Below are 21,090 nucleotides of genomic sequence, written 5' to 3' on the forward strand. Positions count from 1 at the left end.
TAGTTCATCCTACAAATCACCGGAAGTGTTCACATGACTCAACGGAACAATTCTGTTAACGAAAGTAGAGAAACTATTCTTGACAGGTTGTAGTAACACTTCAATATATGCGTAGTAGTTATACTACATACTTTCTTGCAAGTATTTGGGAAACAGGGGCTGTAAACAGTTTAAGCGGCTGTTCTGTCATGATTATATCATAAAAAAAATTTACAACCAATCACATACATCCGAAGAAAAATGTATTATTTTAGTGGTGACAAACGATCTATGCAACCCTCCCGCCCTAACCTGAAACGGAAATGATACACGTATTGATAGCAGATGACCATTCGATAGTAAGACTTGGCATTAAACAAATTATCTGCTCCCTGCCTGGTAACATGCATGTTACAGAAGCAAAAACATTTGATGAAACCATCTCTTCTATTGAAGCTCAGCATTTTGACCTGCTGATATTGGACATTAATATGCCCGGTGGCAACAACCTGCAGATGATACAAGCGGTGAAGCTCCGTCAGCCTGATATCCGGATACTGATTTGTTCTGCCTATGAAGAAATCATGTATGCGCTGGGATATCTTCAGACAGGCGCTGATGGTTATATTGAGAAAAATTCTCCGGATGATGACTTCAAAACGGCCATCAATACGGTCCTTGCGGGTGAAAGATATATCAGCAGGGCTGTCCGGGAACAACTGATCAATAAATACACTAAGCAGCAGGACCATCGTCCCAATCCCTTCTCCGTGCTTTCCGGCCGTGAAGTAGAAGTCATGAACCTGCTGACCAAAGGGCTTCCGCTGATAAAAATTGCGGAAATACTTCATCTGCAGCTCACCACGGTGAGCACCTACAAAGCACGCATCTTTGAAAAGACAGGCGTAAAAAATGTGATCGCTTTAGTGGAAAAGGCGCAGATGTACCAGGTGGCTAGTCATTCCGGCGAAGCTGTAGTGAAAGTATAGTACCGTTAAGATCGCCTGGATGGGCTATCAACCGGCCGTTGATCATGGCCAGCAATTCCTTGATCAGTATCAGGCCTATGCCTGTGCTACCCGCATGTCCGGTGCCGTCATTTTCCGGATGGTTGATCCAGTCCCTTACAGCCTGCGGCATGCCGCTACCGGTATCTGACACGTGTATTGTCAGCATCTTCTCTCCGTTTTCTACTGATATGGAGACGCTTCCGCGACCAGTGTATTTTACCGCATTGTCCAGCAAATTATGCAGCACCACCGCCAGCAACAGCTTATTAGTCACCACTCTCGTTCCGGGCGGAACATGGTTGATGAGCTGAATGCCTTTTGAATCGGACACTGGTTTAAAAATGGACATCTTTTCTTCTACTAACCAGGGCAGGTCTATGACTTCTTCGGAGAAATCGCCCGTCTGGTAGGTGGTACGCATGTAATGTATCAGGTTGTCCACCAGGTAATGCATCCGGTAAAGGCTCTCATAAGTGACCGTTTTTATTTCCTCCTCCTGCAACCTGTCGGACGACGGTTCATTATTATTGACGCGCAGCAGGAACCGCAACGGCGTTTTAATATCGTGGGTAATGGCCGTGAGCAGGTGTTTATGCATGAGGCTTTGCTTACGCAGCAGTTCTTCGGACTCCTGCAGAATGGCCATCGTCTCCTGTAGCTTCTCGGTGCGGTTAAATACCTTTAACTCGAGTAATTTATTTTGCTCCTGGATACGCCTGATACGCATTTTGTACAAGACGATGATCAGGCAGATCAAAACACCCAATGCCAATAACCGGAACCATCCCCTTTCGTAAAATGCTTCCTGTACACGGATAGCGATCACCTTTTCAACATACTGGTCTCTGCCAAATCCTTTCAGCTTCCGGACACGGATACGATAATGCCCTGATGGCAGGGAAGACAAGGTGATGGTCCTGTCGCTGTTCACCGGTAACCATACCTGGTCCTCCTGCCAATCGTCCTTCTCCAGGCAATAATAAAAATACAGGTTCCTCGGATCACCAAAATAAGGAGAGCTGATATGCAACCGGAAGGTTTTAAAGTTGTTCGGCAACTCAAAATGCTCCCCTGGTGCTGTTAGTTTCAGGTTATGTTCCATCCAGTCAACGAATATGCTTTTGTCCGGCATCTCCATCCGGATGGCGGATGGCGTAAACTGTACCAGCCCATCGAGAGATGGCAGGGAGATGTCACCGTTGTCATACTTTAAGGCGCAGGGTTGGCAGCCTCCGTTAAATTCGTTGGTGTTGAAGCCCTGGTCTTTCCCGAAGTAATAATAGAACAAATCGCGCTGCTTCCCGTCTGCGTAGTCCAGTACGTCCTGGCGGCTGACCCGGAACAGGCCCTTGTTGGTGGTCAGCCAGCAGTAACCATCAGTATCTTCCGTAATACAATGGGTGGTGGCCATATACCGCTGGCGGTCCAGTGGCAGGGCTGTCAGCTTTTCATTCCGGTACACGAAAACGCCCTTGTTGTAAGTCGTGATCCAGATTTCCCGCTGTTTGGGAATGTAGATGCTGCGTACGCACCCCTCTTCCATTCCCTTGATGGTGTCTGTACGCCCTGACGGCAGATGGACGCGGTATAGCCCCTTGCCGGTGCCAACCCACATTAATCCCGGGATTTTTCCCTCTTTGATATAGGTAACATCATTCACGCTGGCGGGGAGGAATTGTAATCCCTGACCGGGGTCAGCGTTTTTTAGGTAGTACAGCCCTGGAAATTTCCCGGCTATCCAGACATTTCCATCGGGGTCAACATTGACAGGGCCAATAAGATAAGGCAATTCAATTTTGTGTAACACCCTGCTGAAGTCCGGCGATACGCAGATCAGTTCCCTCCCCGCTCTGCCCCAGTACCTGCCCTGTTTATCCCGGGCCAGTGTATATTTTTCGAGTGTGCTTTCATTATTGAATGACAAGGGGCGCCAGTTGTATTGCCCATTGTGGCTAAAGCTGAGGCCAGAGGCTGTCACCACCGCATTGCCGGGAAAAGGCGCCTGCGCATAAAAAACTTCCTGGCCGGAAGCATTGGACTTATGGACAGTAAATTGTTGCCTTGTACAAACGTAGAGGCCTTTGGTGGAGCTGCCCAGGAAAACGCGGCTGTTCTGCTGATCGTAATAGATGGAGGTAATGTAGGCATGATGCAGATCAAAGTCACGCAGCACCAATGAACCACGGATACGCCCCTCCGGTTCCGGCTGTAGCAGATAACAGGCATGGTCCGTATACACGAAAACCTGCCGTGCGGCCGGGTTCCAGAACAGTTCCATTTTGCATTTGCTGAAGGCTGGGTCAGCCAACAGCTCTCCGGCAAGCGATATCTTTGCCGGCCGGTCCCGCTCCCACCCTATGAAATGCCCGTCTTTATTCAGGTAAAAAAGTTTGCTATCGCTCACGAATAAACGCTGCAACTCCAACTGCGGCTGAACAATGCGGTAGTCCACTTTCCCCTGTCTTACATGGGAGATCGTATCATGCTGTATTGAGAAATAGCCTTCCGCGGTTTGTGGAATCACTATAGGACGTATTTTCGCAAAATGTGCCCCGTAATCGTCAGGCCATCCCCGGACCGGATAATAATCATCCTTGGTGTCTTTGTATTGCTGGTATTGATATCCCGGCAGTTCTTTTCCTATATGCTTTACCGTGCTCTGCGTGACAGTGAGTATTTCCCCGATATCGTTTTCCACCGCGATAGCCGTATCGTTAGGGTAAATCCGCGCCATCCGGCTGCTTTTCAGTCCTGGCAGGTTATCACTGCTGAAGTTGAAGAAGTAACTACCGTCGAACCTCGTTAAGCCATTTTCCGTAGCCAGCCACAGAAAGCCGTTCTTATCCGCCACAATGCCTTTGATGCTGTTTTGCGGCAAGCCATCCTCATCGGTAAAATGTTTGACAAAATAACGCGCCGTTGTGTCTGCCGTGGCAGAGGGAATCGCCGGCATAAGATGCAGCAAGCATAGGTGAATACAAAAGATAAGGTTCATCGAACAACAGGACAATACGGCCGTGTAAATTTTTAGGCCCAGCAAAGATATACATACGGCAGCAAATTAAAATCAGATTAGAAAGATTCTGTCGGCATATTCGGGAGGGGTTTCTTCAAAAGATAGTCAGGCTAAACACGGTATGTTTAGCCTGACGGAGATTTATCTGCTTTAATCAATCTTTATACGGGAGATCTTGCCGTCCAGGCCGTTATTACGTATAAAAGACACCACCACCGTATCATCTTCATAACTGCGTTCAAACGTATTGACGGTGTATTCCGGCGATATCTTTTTTACATTGACAATAGCGAAATCATCATTCATGGCGCCATCCGGCGAATCAAAAACCGTAATCTGACAGTCCCTGCGTACGCCATAGAGTTTCATAGAGCGGATCTCGTCATTTTTAACAGGGCGGAAATTCTGTCCCGCGGTGTCTTCAACAGTCTGTACAATGTTCTGGGTTCCATTGTTGCCTTCATAGAATACGATAATACCCATAAAATAAATTTTTGAGGTGAATAATGAATAAAACAAAAGGAATCATTCCTGTATACAGGAAGAAATTATATAAAAGGATTGGAGTGGGGTGAAATAGGGTTAAATAGGACCAAATAAAATAGTCAGGAGTCCAAATTTAAAAGGAGTTTTTTTACTGAATACAAAAACGGGTTTCCTATCGGGGTTATCATAGCGCTGTCAAGCATTACAAGGTCATCATATTCGTCCGCATTCTCTAAATGAAATTAATCAAAAAAAACAAATCGTCAAAAAAAGACATTACCGGCCTGCGTGGCCAAATTACAATCCAAGAATATTAAACAACCCTCTTTTGAAGTTTTTACCGATGGGTATTTCCACCTTATCCAGGAAAATGGTCTGCCCCTGGATAAGCGATATCTTCGATTTATTGACGATAAAAGACCGGTGCACCCTGACAAAATAACTTCCCGGCAAAACCTTTTCCACACTGGTAAATGACATATTCAGTACTATAACTGTCTCCGTGGTGACTACCCGGGTATAGTTCCCGCTCGCCTCTGCATATAGCAGCTGCTCATATTTGATCCTGTAGATTTTGCCTTCCGTTTTAAAGACGAGATATCCGTCTTCCGCCACCCTATCATCTGGCGAGGCATCACTGAGCCGTTCCATGGCCCTGTCTACCGCGATGATAAATCTCTCCAGCGAGAAGGGTTTAACCAGGTAATCACACGCCGCTAAATCAAAAGCGGTAGCAGCGTACTCTTTATAGGCTGTGGTAAAAATAATTTGTGGCGGGTGTTTAATGGTTTTCAGGAAGGCGATGCCATCCAGCACGGGCATATGTATATCTAAAAAAAGCAGTTGAATGTCCCCGCCGGTCATCATTTCCCGTGCTTCAAAGCTGTTCCCACAAGCGCCAGCTATTTCCAGGGATGGAATGGTATTGCAATAACCAGCTATAATCTGTCTTGCAATGGGTTCATCATCCACAATAAGGCATTTGATCTTCTTCATTCATTTTACTTTAAGCCGCAGCTCTACTTTGTAGTAATGCTGCTCTTTTTGCTGATGGAGCGAATATTCCCCCGGATACAACAAGTCCAACCGTTTAATGGTATTGGCTATCCCTACACCAGAAGCCTCTTTCACACCGGGATGTTCATGGCTATAGTTGCCGAAACTATTTCCTATGGAAAAAACGATACCATCATCTTCCACCGCTAATGACAGCGCTATCTGTATTTTTTTCCCGGTCGTATTCTTTGAATGCTTAAAAGCATTCTCTACAAACACGATCAGTAACATCGGCGCGATCTTTACCTGTCCATGCCCGTCGCACAGCTGCAGGTGGAGGTCTAACCGGTCTTCCACCCTGATCTTCTCCAGTTCAATATAATTACGGATATAGGCTATTTCGTCTTCCAGGGGCACCCACTGCTGCCCGGTTTCATATACGGAGTAACGCAACAGTTCAGACAACATCAACAATAATCCGGGCATCTTTTTATGATCTGTGATGGACAGCCCATACAGGTTATTCAATGTATTAAAAAGAAAATGCGGGCTTATCTGAGCACGCAACAAGCTCAATTCACCTTGCTGCTGCTGTTGGCTGATCAATGCCTCGGACAGCAGCGTTCTCCTGGCAAATCTGCTGATGGTCACCAATCCTCCGCCAAATAAAAACATCACCACAAATCCCGGTATCCCGATAAAGAATATTTTATAGTCATCCGCATTGAATTTAAAATCCAACAGGTACATATAACCTGCCACGCCGAGCACAGAAAAGCCAACAACAGCCACCACATACAATAGCACCAATACCGCCCAACCGTCTTTAAACAGCCATCTGCGGCAAATCCATCTGGCAGTGTATGCACAGGCCAACAACAAAAAAAAGCTGAATATCGCCCTGGGAATAAGGGATATTGCATAGCGGCTTGAGAAGGTAACAATTGACAACACAAACAACAGCGCGCCCACAAAAATAACATGCAACCCAACGCCCTTCTCAACTACTTTGTAGAAGATATCTTTTACTGGCTTCACCTGACGAATATCCAGAAAATTGGCTAAAGTAGCAACAGTTGCTGACAGATGCACCCAAATGCCTTTCAGAAGGCATGAAAAGGGTGACTAACCTACAGCTCCTCCTTCCGCCCAGGAGCCACCAAACATCTCGTCCCGGGATTCCGGCTGTTCATCAGGCTACCGGCTGTTTCCGGCCTACCGGTTTCCCCACGCCCACTGTGGGCGCTACATTTGTTCTATCCACCGAAAATATTCAACCCATGGAACGATCACCCAATAGTATTATTGAGACCGTTAATCTGAACTTCGGTTTCAGTGAAAAAGAACCGCTGCTAAAAAACTTATCGTTAAAAGTAGAAAAGGGCGCTATTTATGGCTTTCTGGGCCCTAACGGTGCCGGGAAAACGACCACCATCCGTTTATTACTCGGCCTGCTTCAGGAACCTGCTCCATCCATCACCCTTTTCGGAAACCGTCTCACAGAAAACCGTATCCCGATACTTTCCCGGATTGGCTCCCTCATTGAACAACCGTCTCTTTACGAGCATCTTTCCGGCCGGGACAATCTTGAAATTACCCGGACCATCCGGAAAACAGCCCCTGAAAGGACCAATGAAGTATTGGCGCTTGTAAAACTGACAGACGTTGCCCATAAGAAGGTAAAAACCTATTCCATGGGCATGAAACAACGGCTGGGCGTGGCGCTCGCGCTGCTTTCAAATCCGGACCTGTTGATACTCGATGAACCGGTCAATGGATTGGACCCCGCAGGCATTATCGAAACGAGGGAGCTGCTGCTTCGTCTCAACAAGGAACTGGGGATGACCATCTTTCTATCCAGCCATCTGTTGTCTGAAATAGAAAAGATGGTCACCCATGTCGGCATTATCAATAAAGGGACATTGATTTTCCAGGGTACGCTGGAAGAACTTAAACAGATCAACCGGAACGCGCACATCGTTCAGATTAAGACCAGCAACAACCTCTCGGCCGGCTTGTTATTGGAGAAAAAGTACCCTGTTGCCCGCAAAGAACAGCACCTGCTCGAAGTGCCATTTGAAAACAAGGAGCAGGTAGCAGCGATAGCGAAGCTACTGATGGCAGCAGGCCTGGACATCTATCTGCTGGCCGTATCCGGCAGAGACATCGAACATACGTTTATCAATTTTATAGCAGAGAATAACCGATAAAAACCAACAACATGCTATTCCGTACAGAAATACTAAAAATCAAACACAATTTTATCTTATGGCTGATTGTAACGGCCACCTTCCTTGTTCCCCTGTTAACCACCCTTGATTTTATAGATCATGCAAAAGACGTCATAGCCTCCCATAGCGATCCCTGGCCGCTATTCTGGAAGGAAGCCATTAAAGGATTTACCGTGTTCGTAGGTCCGCTGGTGATCATCATGACCACCTGTATGTACATGAACATAGAGCATAAGTACAATGCATGGAAGTACCTGCTTACTTTACCGCTGCAAAAAAGTACGGTTTATGTCAACAAACTGCTGATGGCCCTGCTCCTGCTCTCATTGCTCTATGTGTTGTTCCTGTTGTTCTTTTTCCTCGATGGGATCCTGCTGGGGCTGGCATTTCCCCAAATGGGCTTTTTACATCATCAGCCAGACATCGGCGGGATATTTTACCTGGCAGGCAGAACATGGACTGCTTTCCTCGGCATACTGGCCATTCACTTCTGGCTAAGCTTCCGTATCAAAAATATGTTTATCAATATCGGCATTGGGCTGACTGGTATCTGTATCGCTGTCCTGCTTTTCAGGAAGATGGAGCAAGCTGTCTATTTTCCATATATCGACGGGCTATTGACCGTGTTTTATCAATACCCCGGCCAGCACCTGTTCGCCAAAAATGAAATTTACAGTTTATGCGTTTTCCTGTTTCTTACGCTGCTGAGCTATTTCGACTTTACAAAACGGTTCAGAGGATAGTGACAGTTCCAAGGCGCGCGCCCATCCCCTTTAGTGCGGCATAGGTGAGCTTGTCCATCGTGGCGCCCTCGAAGTTAATCGTCCCAATGGCACGGTAGTATTTGTTTGTCAGCGCAAAAGCCGGACGGAAAGATACATTTTTGAATGTTGCGCCCTTAAACATGGCCTCGTTCAGCGTCGCCCGGTCAAACCTGACGCCAATAAAGGTTTGTCCGTCAAAACACTGTCCCCGCAAATCGGAACGTCTGAAATCCACGCCACTAAAGACACAGTTCTTAAAGACGGTCGTTCTGAGATCGGCGATGTCCAGCTTTACGTCTATCAGTTTGACATCCGTGAATGTTGCTCGTATCAGTTCAGACTTACTGAAAGTAGTACGTACGAGAATGGACCTGCTAAAACTGGCGTCTGTCAGGTTAACAATGGACAGGGTACAGTCTGTGAGATTAGCTTCATCAAAACGGGCTTCACTCGCGTCACAGGTTACAAACGAACAGCCGGTCAGGTCTGCGCCGGTAAAGTTTGAACCACGTAAATTGCTTGCATTGAATTTTCGTTTAGGCGCCATCACCCCGGCAAAATCTGTCCCGGACAGGTCGGTGCCGGTGAAGTCTGTTATCAGCGCCCGCTCCTCTTTACCGGAGGGAGCAGCTTCCACGGGCATGGTTGGCTCCGTATAGTCGCTACCGGTAACAGGTGCTGCAAGCGCAACATCTGCTTTTGTGGATTCAAAATTCTCTGAGAAGTAATTCAGGTCTACACCCAGTATCTCCGCGAGCCGGTTAATGGTGATAATATCCGGAAGGGATTCCCCACGCTCCCATTTTCCGACAGCCTGCGGGCTGATAAACAACTGCTGGGCTAGTTGTGCCTGAGACATATTGGTCTCTTTTCGTGCTTTGGCTATTTTGCTGCCAATCGTTTTAGCTTCCATGGATACTTCTTTTCACAGCAAAGATAACCCCGTTCTGCGTCAGTATCATAAAAAGGCGGCACCTGTTAGTTGTAGTGGCATTACATGCTGTTGTTATCTGACAACTACCAGTGGTATTCCCCTAAAATGAAGCAGCTAGATGCCTCTGTCCTTAAATTTATCAGGGATATTATACGCTCCGTTCTTAAACGGTACAATGGTCTTTTCCAGCGGCAGGTTCCCATTCAGACAACTGCCAGCAATAATCACCAGGCGGTAATTCTCTTCCTGTGCTACGGGCTGCATCTGCCACCTGTTATAGCTGCAATGTTGGGTGCCGGCGCCATTGTCATAGGCATTGTCCCGGACAAGTGAAAAAGCGGAGCTGAGCTTATCATTGGAGAAAGCCAGCACATCGTCCCAGAAAACGTTGGAGCCCATATGGGTGATGCCGCCTGAGATCACGATGCCTGTGCTGTGGCTGCCCAGCTTAACGAGGTCACTAAAATAACCGGAACTGCCATACATACCTCCACCGCCGGCATTCAGCAGGTGGGCCGTATGTTGCCAGCTGCCATTACTGTTTTTAAATATCCAGATATCCACCCAACCAGCCGCCGGCGCACCGCCGTCTTTTATTTCATTCCTGAATGCAGCAAGGCAGTAAGTGTTGCCATCATGCCGGAAATACTGCATAGAGTCGAGCGCACGGGATACTTTATTATCCGCCACTTCATCGGGAACAGTATCATAGACGGATTTGGTCAGCTGTTCTACCTGAGCAGGGCCAAAGTCGGCCTGCGCGGGCAATAGCGCTACATGTTCTGCAAATGCCTGTTTGATCTCCTTCCTGATATCCTGTTTCAGGTTATCCATAGACTTTTCCGTGCCTACCTTTTCCAGGAAAAGTTTGACAATAGCGGCGGTCCTGGTGTTGCCATGTTTTTGTACAAAAGAGAGGTATTCTTCTTTATTCTCCTGGTTCAGCGAACCAATCTCCTGCCAGTTCTCAAAAGAAGGCGTATTATCCTCACCGAAAAGATAATCCTCACAGTAGCGTTCAAAATTCTCTTTAGCATTGCCAGACAGGATGCTGTTGGGATATGCTTCGAGGAACTGTTCCCAGTTCAGCGTCCGCAGGCCTACCTGATTAAAGGATACGCTCAGTCCCGCATCTGCACTGTACAACACGGTATCTTCATCCGCATTCAATTGCAGGTAACTGCGGTAATCAGCAGGCAGCGAGGTCTTAAACAGCTGGGTATAAAAGACGGGGACGGTACGTAATTCCGTATAGCCTTCACCGATGCCCCAGGGTTCAATACCGGCAGTAGCCAACAGATCAACGGCCCGCTGCACACTGTCTGGCGGCACTATTTTCTTCTTTTCTTCAGAATAATAATTGACATATTTGTCCAGCCACACCGATTCATTGGCCGATATGCCGGCCAGGGCGGTATCTACATACAGTACCAGTGAATTGTATAGTTTCACCGCAGCTTCCGGACTGATGCCCGGAAGCTGTTGTGCGATCGCCTTTCTTCTGCTGACGATACCTTCAACATATGTTTTTGTGGGTAAAAACTCCCCGTTGGATTTATTGTGGAGCGAGTCCGCATTCGCGGCTTTCGCCGTTGTTTGTTTGTTGCTGGTCTTTTTGTTGCCCTCATGACAGGCAGCCAGCAAAACAATGGAGCATAACAGACCCGGTAACAGGCCTCTGAAAAATGTGCAGTTCATAAGTATCTAAAGCCATAAATAGCGCTGTAAGATAAGGAAAGCGGTGCAATTACCTGCCTTCAAATACATCAGAACTTGTAATTATAGCCAAGCCGGAACACCTGCGTTTCGTAATAATCTGTGCTGACATACCGGAAGTCCTTTCCCTTTATCTCCTTTTTCAGGTTCAATGTATTGGCTACATCGGTGGCATTCAGATACAGTTCCCCCTTGCCATGCTGGATCCCCTTCTTAACACCGATATCGATGGAGAAGCGGGCGAAAGTCCGCCCCTGCGGCACCAGGTCCGGCGCCTGGTAAATGGCGGTCAACTGGGCCTGTACCTGCTTCGGCAACCGAAACAGCCCGTTAAGTTTAATATTACCGGAGAACATTTCCTCCCTTGCCGCCGTAAAAACATTCTCCACCGGATACTGATTCACCACCGAAAATGAATCAATGATGGTCTGATAGCCGTTGAGGTTCAGGTTAAACGTTACCCGTTCGCTGACTTTCTGCGACAGCATCAGTTCTACGCCACTGTTGTAGCTCTTACCGGCATTCTGGAAGATATTATAGATCAGGGTACTGCCGGGAACGGTGCTGCCAATCCTCGTAATGGTGGCATCCATTCTCTTGTGATACAACGAAGAAAACAGGTAGCCCTCATTCCAGCTGGACCTGTAGCCCAGTTCAAAAGTATTGGTAAACTGCGGCCGTAGTCCCGGGTTCCCCACCTTGACAATTTCCGCATCGTCATATTTCGGGAAAATACGTATATCCACTTCGTTAGGCCTGTCCACTCTTCGGTTATAAAAAAGGGAGAGTTTATTATTATCATCGAATTTATATGCCAGCCGCAGATTGGGGAAGGGTTGCGTATAGCTGTATCCGTTGCTTTTATAGGTAGGGTGATTGGGATTCACATAGTAGTCAAGGCTAACATGTTCCACCCGCAGGCCTGCTTCGATTTCCAGCCGGTTGCTTTCGAATATGTAATTTCCATATATAGCCGGGATCGTTTCACCGTAACTGGCTTCGCCTCCGGCATTTACATCGAGGGGGGAATGCAGCCCGGGTTTGAATTGCATATTGGTGGGAATATATCTCCTGCGGAATTTCGCTCCTATTTCAAAACGTCCGTATTTCAGCGGATGTACATAATCGATGTTCAGATCGGCCACATGTTCGTCTGAAAGCAACTTGAACGAGTCCAGGCCGGTAAAAGCAGGCATGATGTTCGTGAAGAAATACTTTTCATCTTCCCGGTGGAAAGTATAATTAAAACCAGCACTCAACACCCTGCCCGGTTGTTTGAATTTATGTTGCCAGCTTACGGCAGCTGTGGCGGTCGTTTTCACCTCATCTTCCAAAAACTGCCACAACCGTCTTCTTTCGCTTAAGTCGGCATTAAAGAACGGCTCATCGCCCCTGTCTATAATTTTCTCGCTGCTGAACAGGCCGGAAACCGTGAACGTATTGTTTTCGTTCAGGAACCAGTCCACACCGGTTTTTACTGTTGCCAGGTTGGTGTTCCGGTTCCTTTTGGTTTGTTGTCTTACTACATCGCCATGGTCGTAAAACCGGTCTACAAATTCATTTTTGTTCAGCGTTTGGGTATACAGGTTATCTCCCTGGAAAAACAGGTTGACTTTATTCTTCCTGTAGTTCAATGACAGGGAAGGATTGATCTTTGGAGTGGCCTGATATTGTGGCCTGATACCCGGGTAATTTCCCTTTTTTTCCCACAATGCTCCCAAACCGCCTGCTAACCCTACCTGGCCGTTGAAGCCTTCTCTTTTCTCCTTTTTATAGATAATATTGATGATCCCTGCATTACCATTGGCATCGTACTTTGAAGAGGGGTTGTTGATGATTTCAATCCTTTCAACAGCAGATGCGGCAATGTTATCCAGTCCGCTCTGGCCACCTATGCCGGTCAGCGCCGTCTGTTTACCATCTATCAGTATCATCACTTTATCGCTGCCGCGGAGCAGCACTTTGCCATCCTGGCCGGCTGTAACACCCGGCAGATTTTTCATGGCTTCCAGCACGGAACCGCCACGCTGGCTGGTATTATCGGATAAAGTAAATGTCTTTTTGTCCATTTTTGATGAAATGGGCTCGCGGGTCGCATTCACCGTGATTTCCCCCAGTGTCCGCTGATTTTGGTCCAGCTCTATGTTTCCCAGGTCGAGGAAATTACTGAGATGTCCCACCAATAAGGGCCTTGTTATTTCCTGATACCCCATATGGCTGATGAATAACAGGTAATTGCCGCTGTTCACTTCCGGCAGGGAAAATCTGCCACCCTCCCGTGAAATGGTACCTGTCACCAAGGAACTGTCTTTAACTGCCCGCAGTGCGACATTCACAAAAGGCAGTGCCATTTTGCTGCCTGCCACTCTTACCTGCCCTGAAACTGTTACTCTGGATTGTTGTGCCTGCAGGCTGTTGGCCATGATCAGCAGGCAAACCAGGATTACTCCGATCTTTTCTCTCATCTCAGTATTTTTAATGAATACAATACGAATACAGGGGTACCAAAAGGCACCTGATGCTACCAGTATAGGGTGCATAGTTACAACCTGATTTGGGGGAAATTCTGAGTTAGAGGGTTAATGAGAAAATATGATGGTTATCCGCGAAAGTATAATTGACCTGCCAATTGTACCGGTCCGCAATCTGCTTTACCAAAGCCAGGCCAAGACCAGTGCCCGGAGTTTGGGACGAAGCGCTGCTGAAACGCTTAAAAAGCTGCTCATATTGCAGGGGTTCATCACCCGCGTTGGAAAAAACGAGCGTTTTCCCTGAAAGGGTCACTTCTATCATGCTATCAGGAGCACTGTGCCTGATAGCATTATTCAGTAAGTTGTTGACCAGTATATCCAATAACCCCCTGTTACTGCTTATCTCAATATCTTTAGCGATATCGGATTTTATAATAATCTGCTTTGTGGCGGCGAACTCCCTGAAAGCACTGATGGTGTTGTCTAAAAGCGTCGAAAGATCAACCCTCTCTGTGTCCATATACTGGCTGTTGTCGATGCGGGCAAGCAGCAACAGGTTCTTATTGATACGCCCCACCCTTGTCAGTGCCCTGCCGGCATCTTCGATAATATTATATTGTTCATCCGTCAGCGACTGGCTTTGCAATAAAAGGTCCAGCTTGGACTGAACAATGGCAAGGGGAGTCTGTAGCTCGTGGGAGGCATTATCGGCAAACTCCTTTTGCTGTTTGTAAGCCGCCACGGAACCACTGATCAGTTTATGCAGGTGTTTATTGAGTTCTGCAAACTCCACGATATTTGTTTCGCCGAAGGAAACGGTATTTTGTTTGTTCAGATCAAAATCCTTGATCCGGGACAGGCTATCATAGAAAGGCTGCCACAACCTGCGTGAAATACTGCGGTTCAGGAGGAGTAATCCGCCCATCAGCAGGAAGAAGAATATCACCGTAAGCAGGGTTACTGTACCGATGATCAGGAAGCTGTCTTCCCGAACGGCTTTATCTGTAAGGATGACATCATGCTCCGCCAGTTCATATTGCCATAACTTGTTGAGAAAGAAATAATACACCGGTATGCTGATGGCTAACACCACTGAAGCATAAACGATAAACCTTTTCAATGAAAAGTTGAGTAATTTTTTCATACCACCCATTTATATCCTGTCCCGTAAATTGTTTTGAGATAATTTCCATAGCCGGCATCCAATAACTTTCTTTTGAGATTCTTGATATGTGTGTAGATAAAATCATAGTTATCGAACATATCAGCGATGTCCCCGGATAGCTGCTCCGCGATGGCGCTTTTGGAGATGACCTTGTTTTTATTGCTCACAAAGTACAACAACAGGCTAAACTCCTTTTTGGTCAGCACAACTTCCTGTTCGTGTATGGTCACCTGTTTGGCAAGCAGGTCTATTTTTATTTCGTTTTGTTCAATAATATTGGTTGTAGCGAACTGTTTTCTGCGGATAACCGAGTAAATGCGGGCCGCCAGCTCCGGAAGATGAAAGGGTTTTGCCAAATAATCGTCGGCCCCCGTCTGCAGACCGGTCACCTTATCGTCAATCGAATTTCTGGCGGAAATAATAATGATGCCGTTCTGCTCCTGCTGCGCTCTTAATTCCTTCAGTATAGACCATCCGCTGCCACCTGGTATCATCAGGTCCAGTAAAATACAGTCGTACCGGTAAGTTTCTATTTTTTGCAGCGCTTCGCTGTAGTTAACGGCAAACTCGCAGATATAGTTCTCGTCAGCCAGATAGGCAGCTATACTTTGGGCCAGATCCGCCTCATCTTCTATTATGAGAATTTTCATGAGGCGAATGTAACAAGGGATTTTGGTTTTATTCTGAACTAATATGGCATAAGGCATTGAAAACATACCCGTTAGACGACCCCAACAACAGGTAGAGGCTGTTATATCAGTACGCCGCTGCAGCTTTCCAGCTGCTGGTGTCCGTCAATGCCTGCATGAAGGCCACCAGCGCCTTTTTGTCCTGCGGCGTCAATTGCAGCTTTTCCGCGGGCAACGTCTGATTGGGTGGTGCAATGCCCAGTCCCGCGCCGCCTCCCTTGTCGTAGAAGTCGATCACCGATTCCAGCGTAGTGAACACGCCATTATGCATATAAGGAGCCGTGAGGGCGCTGTTGCGTACCGTCGGCGTTTTAAAAGCGTAGCGGTGAATGCTGATTTTATACAGCACGTACTTACCCGGGTCTTTGTCCAGCGGTGCATGCGGACGGGTACTTGCCGGCACGCCCAGCACTTCCGATTCCGGTTCAGCAAAATAAGGCGGCACCACACCACTGAACAGTGGCGCAAAATGGCAGGTACCGCATTTCCCCTTTCCCATGAAGACATTAAAGCCTTTCTTTTCCGTAGTGTTCAACACGGTAGTATCACCATTCATATACAGATCGAAGCGTGACTGCAGACTGGTGAGCGACCGCAGGAAAGAGGCCAGCGCATTGGCGATGTTTTCTTCCGTGATGCTGTTATGCCCTTCCGCAAAGGCTTTAGCGAAGAGCCGGACATAGGTGCTGTCTTTCTTCAGCGCATGAGCCGTCTGTTGCAGGGAGCCATTCATCTCCCGTTTGTTGTGTACCACGTCTGAGACCTGATTTTCGAGGAAGATGGCGCGTGAATCGTAAAACTGTTTCGACTGGAACGCTGCATTCAACAGCGTGGGCGTATTACGGGCGATGAGCGCTTTGCCGTCCAGGTCCATGTTCCGGGCCAGACCATCCGTAAAAGCTTTCGATGCCTGATGACAGGAAGCGCAGGAACGTTGCAGATTACCTGACAGCATGGGATCATAAAACAGGCGCTGCCCCAGTTGTATCCTCCCGGCCGTTGGGTCTGATTCATAATTCGGCGAATATCCGTTGACGTTATAGTACCGCATAGCAAAAAGATGCGGCGCTTCCGGAGACAATATCCTTCGTTCGGGTGGCTGCTGTAAGGAAAGCTGCTGCTGTAGCGCCAGTAGAGCGGCGCTTAACGGATTGGCGTAGTGCGTGATGAAGTGGAGCCGGTCAAATTCGTTGAAGCCCGGGTGTTGCAACAGGTACTGCCGCGCCGCGCTGAAACGTTCCTTCAGCGTATGTTTGATGCTATCGTTAGTCAAACTGCCGGCATAGAGCATCGCAGCATATTCCACTCCTTCCAGGGCGGCCGCTGCCTCCGGCATCGACAACAGCGCTATAGGTGAATCGTAACCGGAAATACCCAAAGCGATGATACGGTATAGCTCAAAGCGCATGGCATCAAACACATAGACATCCATAAAACCGTACGGGTCTGTTTGTGATTGCAAGGCGGTAAACTGCGCCCTCAGCGCCGTAACAGCAGTCTGTAATTCTTTAGCAGCAACAGCCGGCGCCCACAGTTTTTCTTCCATCACCTGGAAACCCTGTGGGGGCAATATATCGCGGGAGTTCTCTCCATCAGCGAAAGGTAAGGCAGGACCATTGATGCTCCGCACCAGGTGGGGGTAATAATATTCCGTGAGAAACTCAGCACGCTTGTATGCCAGCCGGGCGGAGCGGAACAGCCGCTGTTGCATGGCCACCGATGCATGACCGCGGATAGCCTGCTGTAATAGCTGAAGGCTGTCGGCAACAGCGCCCATTTGTTGACTGAAATAGCTTTCCAGTACCGTGGCGGGCGGTGGCTCCCGGCGTGGCTGCATAAACGTTAGTGTGGCTAACAATAGCACCGTAAGGATAGTTCTCATGGGTTCCGGCAAGACATTATTTTATCTAGCTATTGTAAAATATGAAAATTATAACTAATTTCATCACCAGAACATGTTTTTGCGAGACCTGTAATGAAGCAGTAATGCGCGCCCCCCGGAAACCCAGCGCTTCATTCCTCAACCTTTTCTGTATCAGACGATTAATCCAATTCACATTCAATCTAAATCGATCTATCAACTTCCAAACACACTTAAATCTCATCTCATGATGATCCCATGCTTGCCCACTATTGCGAAATCGTGCATCCTTACCTGTTGTAGCGCCCTGCTGGGCCTGGCGTTACAGGCACAGACCACACTGGTCCCCTTTGGTTCTACCTGGAAATACCTTGACAACGGCTCCAACCAGGGCTCGTCGTGGCGATCGGCCACCTTCAACGACGGCTCCTGGAAGAGCGGCCCTGCCGAACTGGGTTATGGCGACGGTGACGAAGCCACCGTTGTAAGCTATGGCAGCAATGCCAACAGCAAGTATGCCACCACGTACTTCCGGAAGCAGTTCACCCTCACCGGCCTTAGCAACTACACCAGCTTCACGCTGGAATTCAGGAGAGACGACGGTATCGTGGTGTATGTAAACGGCACCGAAGTAAAAAGAGACAACATGCCCTCCGGGATCATCTCCTACAACACCCTGGCCTCCGCCGATGCGAGCGACGACGGCGCCTCCGTACAGACAGCCTCCATTCCTGTTTCCGCTTTTGTGGAAGGCAGCAACACCATCGCAGTGGAGATACATCAGCAGGTGGTGACCAGCAGCGACATTTCCTTTGACCTGCAACTGAAAGGCAATAGCGGCAGCTCCTCCGCTTCTGTGGTAAGAGGCCCCTACCTGCAAATGGGCAACCAGACCGCCGTCACTATCCGCTGGCGCACCGCCGCGGCCAGCAACACCAAAGTGAAGTATGGCACGGTGTACGGCAGCCTGACGGACAGCGTGGTGAACACCACCTCCGCTACCGAACATGAAGTGAGGCTTACCAACCTGCAACCAGATACCCGCTACTATTACAGCATCGGTACCACCACCGCTGTGCTGGAAGCCACCGATAAAAACTATTTCAATACCGCACCACCCACCAATACCACGCGCAAAATCAGGATTGCAGCTTATGGCGACTGCGGCAACAATTCCAGCAATCAGACCAAAGTGCGGGACGCCTACCTCAACTATGTTGGCTCCGCTCCCACCGATGTATGGCTGCTCCTCGGCGACAACGCCTATGACGGCGGATTTGATAACGAGTATCAAACCAATTTCTTTAATATCTACAAAGACAACCTGCTCAAAAACATCCTGCTGTTCCCCACCCCTGGCAACCACGATTATGATAACGATCCTTCCCGTCAGGATGACCACAATATCCCTTACCTCGCCAACTTCACCCTGCCGAAAAATGGGGAATGCGGCGGCGTAGCTTCCGGTAAAGAAGAGTACTACTCTTTTGATTATGGCGATATCCACTTTATCTGCCTGGATTCCTACGGAGAAGAGAGCAACAAACGTTTTTACGATACCACCGCCACACAGATACAGTGGCTTAAAAACGACCTCGCTGCCAACAACCGCAAATGGACCATTGCCTACTGGCACCATCCGCCATACACTATGGGCAGCCATAATTCAGATTCAGAAAGTGAACTGGTAAAAGTAAGACAGAACCTCATCCGCATACTGGAACGCTACGGGGTAGACCTTATCCTCAACGGCCATAGTCACGATTACGAACGTTCTTACTTTATCCGCGGGCACTATGGACTGGAAAACACCTTCTCGCTGACGCAGCATGCTGTCAGCAAGAGCAGCGCGAAATACGATAGTACTGCCAGCTCCTGCCCTTACATATCTTCGTCCGCCAAAACAAACCACGGCACCGTGTACGTAGTGGCCGGTTCCGCCGGACAAGTAGGCGGTACCTCTTCTTCTTTCCCGCACGCCAGTTCCTATTATGCCAATGCCACTACCGGTGGTTCACTGGTATTGGAGATAGAAGGCAACAGGCTGGATGCGAAATTCATTGCGGCGGATAAAACGATCAAAGACCGCTTCACCATGATGAAAGATGTCAATAAAACCACCGTGGTGAATGCTACTGCCGGGCAACCGCTTACTCTTAGCGCTTCCTGGCCCGGCAACTACCAATGGGATGACGGCTCTGCCAGTCGTACCAGGACTGTAACGCCCAACAGCACCACGGTGTATACCGTTACCGACAACGCCACGCCAACGATCTGCGTAACCGATACCTTCAAAGTAGTGACCGGCGCGCTGATGGCCACCACCGCCGTCGCCGAAAACAAAACAACGGCAGCACCATCTACCTTCTCCTGTAAAGTATATCCTAATCCATCTCCCAATAATAAATTACTGGTGGAGATCAGCAGCAAACAGCAGCAGCTGGTGAGATACAGCATTGTAGACCTTTCCGGCAGGAAAATACAGGAAAATGCATGGCAGGTAGGTTCCGGTACCTCTACACAAACCATCACACTGCCGCGCGGCAATTATATCCTCACGGTGATCAACAATAACGGTGAGCGACAAACGCAACAACTGGTAGTAGAATAACCGATATTTTCTTAAATAAAAAATCCCGGGGCATCATAAGAATGTCCCGGGATTTTTATTTGTCATGCGGCTGCTGTTAGCTACCAATGGGTGTGGCAGCGTGTATAAACGTAGGCCGGCTGAAAGTATAGAAAGGTTGAAAGAAACACCAGATGCGTTTGGAGCCATGTGAACGGAATACTTGTGTAGTATTGTTAGGATTGGCAATGGAAAAACTGATCGTAGCATTATTTACATCCGGGAAATTGGGATCATATATTTTCAGCGAGAGATCAGCGCCATCCAGCTCATAGCCATACACCAGCACCACGTGGTTTTCGCCGAGGTCAGCAGGATTGAGGGATTTTGTTTGTACCAATGCGAGGGGTACCAGCTGGTTACTGTCCAGCTTACGTTTCATTTTAGGCCATTCATCTTTGATCATGCGCCAGGCCCTGCCTCGCGGCGCCAGGCCTATTTTGCTCATGTCCGTTTCATGGTCCGGCAGCGCGGGGTTCATCAATACCATATACGTAGTGATGCCGCCGGGCAGGTTGAAGCTGGTGATAAAGCGGTCCACCAGGTAGTTGTACATCGTGCCACCACAGGGAGACGTAGTCGTGGCCGGCGGAAGCATTTTGCTTTCAAAGAGGTCACGCACAACGAACACCATACCGCCGCACACGCCATTGGAAGCGTTGCCAATGGGGATTTTGATAGTACCGAAAGGAATGGGCGGTATCAGGTTAAACAACGGGCAATCCGGAAACCGGCTGTTACTAAAATGAAAAGCGTTCACGCTCGGTGTAAATCCGGGTACGCTGTGTTGCCTTATCCAGGTATCGGATGACCATAACGCTTTACCATTGGCATCATATATCACCAGGTTGCCATCATCCTGTAATATCAGCCAGGCGCCATAGTGGCCGTCTGTGCCCGTGTCCCATACGTAGCTGTGGCCGGGGCCATACATGACGAGGTTACCATCCTGCTGCATTTCCAGTATGTCTACCTGACGGCCGTCCGTATTGGAGGCCCATCTGGGTATATTGCCGGTACGGTACAGTACCAGGTTGCCGTCGCCTTGTAGTATCAATGTCGTTTTTCCGTTGGGGGCAGTTAATGTTCCGCCGACTGGGAGCGATTGTCCCGGTAGAAGCCTATCCATAATATGGGGGTTAA

Annotated in this window: 15 protein-coding genes; 4 read left to right on the forward strand and 11 right to left on the reverse strand. The window is 48.3% G+C overall.

Features of this window, described 5'->3' with window-relative positions; translation table 11 throughout:
• Positions 1-302 precede the first annotated feature (302 nt).
• The gene (locus HHL17_RS22685; protein ID WP_169227068.1) at positions 303-968 is read left to right on the forward strand and encodes a response regulator; all 666 of its coding nucleotides are present in this window, start codon (positions 303-305) and stop codon (positions 966-968) included.
• Here HHL17_RS22685 and HHL17_RS22690 read toward each other — a convergent pair.
• The 4 genes from HHL17_RS22690 to HHL17_RS22705 all read right to left on the reverse strand — a co-directional run bounded on the left by HHL17_RS22690 (position 934) and on the right by HHL17_RS22705 (position 6,579).
• Positions 934-3,942 carry a sensor histidine kinase gene (locus HHL17_RS22690; protein WP_169227069.1) on the reverse strand — a complete coding sequence of 1,003 codons (3,009 nt, stop codon included), beginning with the start codon at positions 3,940-3,942 and terminating at the stop codon, positions 934-936. The genes HHL17_RS22685 and HHL17_RS22690 overlap by 35 nt on opposite strands.
• Positions 3,943-4,155: 213 nt before the next feature.
• Entirely contained in the window at positions 4,156-4,488 is a 333-nt protein-coding gene (locus HHL17_RS22695; RefSeq protein ID WP_169227070.1) for a hypothetical protein, read from the reverse strand.
• A 300-nt stretch (positions 4,489-4,788) separates the two neighbouring features.
• Positions 4,789-5,487: a LytR/AlgR family response regulator transcription factor gene (locus tag HHL17_RS22700; RefSeq protein WP_169227071.1), complete on the reverse strand. Its 699-nt coding sequence runs from the start codon at positions 5,485-5,487 to the stop codon at positions 4,789-4,791.
• Positions 5,488-6,579 (reverse strand): sensor histidine kinase, encoded by a 1,092-nt coding sequence (locus tag HHL17_RS22705; protein WP_169227072.1) that lies wholly within the window; start codon positions 6,577-6,579, stop codon positions 5,488-5,490.
• A 188-nt stretch (positions 6,580-6,767) separates the two neighbouring features.
• Here HHL17_RS22705 and HHL17_RS22710 point away from each other — a divergent pair, with 188 nt between their 5' ends.
• Both HHL17_RS22710 and HHL17_RS22715 read left to right on the forward strand, forming a co-directional pair.
• Positions 6,768-7,697 (forward strand): ABC transporter ATP-binding protein, encoded by a 930-nt coding sequence (locus HHL17_RS22710; protein WP_169227073.1) that lies wholly within the window; start codon positions 6,768-6,770, stop codon positions 7,695-7,697.
• An 11-nt stretch (positions 7,698-7,708) separates the two neighbouring features.
• A complete protein-coding gene (locus tag HHL17_RS22715) occupies positions 7,709-8,461 on the forward strand; it encodes an ABC transporter permease (RefSeq protein ID WP_169227074.1) in 753 nt (250 codons plus the stop codon).
• Here HHL17_RS22715 and HHL17_RS22720 read toward each other — a convergent pair.
• The 6 genes from HHL17_RS22720 to HHL17_RS22745 all read right to left on the reverse strand — a co-directional run bounded on the left by HHL17_RS22720 (position 8,451) and on the right by HHL17_RS22745 (position 17,339).
• Positions 8,451-9,395 (reverse strand): pentapeptide repeat-containing protein, encoded by a 945-nt coding sequence (locus tag HHL17_RS22720; RefSeq protein WP_169227075.1) that lies wholly within the window; start codon positions 9,393-9,395, stop codon positions 8,451-8,453. The genes HHL17_RS22715 and HHL17_RS22720 overlap by 11 nt on opposite strands.
• Before the next feature lie 135 nt (positions 9,396-9,530).
• Entirely contained in the window at positions 9,531-11,114 is a 1,584-nt protein-coding gene (locus HHL17_RS22725; RefSeq protein WP_169227076.1) for a hypothetical protein, read from the reverse strand.
• A 68-nt stretch (positions 11,115-11,182) separates the two neighbouring features.
• The gene (locus HHL17_RS22730) at positions 11,183-13,597 is read right to left on the reverse strand and encodes a TonB-dependent receptor domain-containing protein (RefSeq protein ID WP_169227077.1); all 2,415 of its coding nucleotides are present in this window, start codon (positions 13,595-13,597) and stop codon (positions 11,183-11,185) included.
• Between the two features lie 106 nt (positions 13,598-13,703).
• Positions 13,704-14,747, reverse strand: a complete 1,044-nt coding sequence (locus HHL17_RS22735) for a sensor histidine kinase (RefSeq protein ID WP_169227078.1) — start codon at positions 14,745-14,747, stop codon at positions 13,704-13,706.
• Positions 14,744-15,418: a response regulator transcription factor gene (locus tag HHL17_RS22740; RefSeq protein ID WP_169227079.1), complete on the reverse strand. Its 675-nt coding sequence runs from the start codon at positions 15,416-15,418 to the stop codon at positions 14,744-14,746. The genes HHL17_RS22735 and HHL17_RS22740 overlap by 4 nt, the downstream gene beginning before the upstream one ends.
• 106 nt (positions 15,419-15,524) lie before the next feature.
• Positions 15,525-17,339 (reverse strand): cytochrome c peroxidase, encoded by a 1,815-nt coding sequence (locus HHL17_RS22745; RefSeq protein ID WP_169227080.1) that lies wholly within the window; start codon positions 17,337-17,339, stop codon positions 15,525-15,527.
• 226 nt (positions 17,340-17,565) lie between these two features.
• Here HHL17_RS22745 and HHL17_RS22750 point away from each other — a divergent pair, with 226 nt between their 5' ends.
• The gene (locus tag HHL17_RS22750; RefSeq protein ID WP_169227081.1) at positions 17,566-19,929 is read left to right on the forward strand and encodes a metallophosphoesterase; all 2,364 of its coding nucleotides are present in this window, start codon (positions 17,566-17,568) and stop codon (positions 19,927-19,929) included.
• Between the two features lie 76 nt (positions 19,930-20,005).
• Here the strand turns inward: HHL17_RS22750 and HHL17_RS33445 are convergent, their stop codons facing one another.
• Positions 20,006-21,076 carry a hypothetical protein gene (locus tag HHL17_RS33445; protein ID WP_206156131.1) on the reverse strand — a complete coding sequence of 357 codons (1,071 nt, stop codon included), beginning with the start codon at positions 21,074-21,076 and terminating at the stop codon, positions 20,006-20,008.
• Positions 21,077-21,090: the final 14 nt, after the last annotated feature.

Source organism: Chitinophaga fulva, assembly GCF_012927205.1.
GTDB classification, from domain to species: domain Bacteria; phylum Bacteroidota; class Bacteroidia; order Chitinophagales; family Chitinophagaceae; genus Chitinophaga; species Chitinophaga fulva.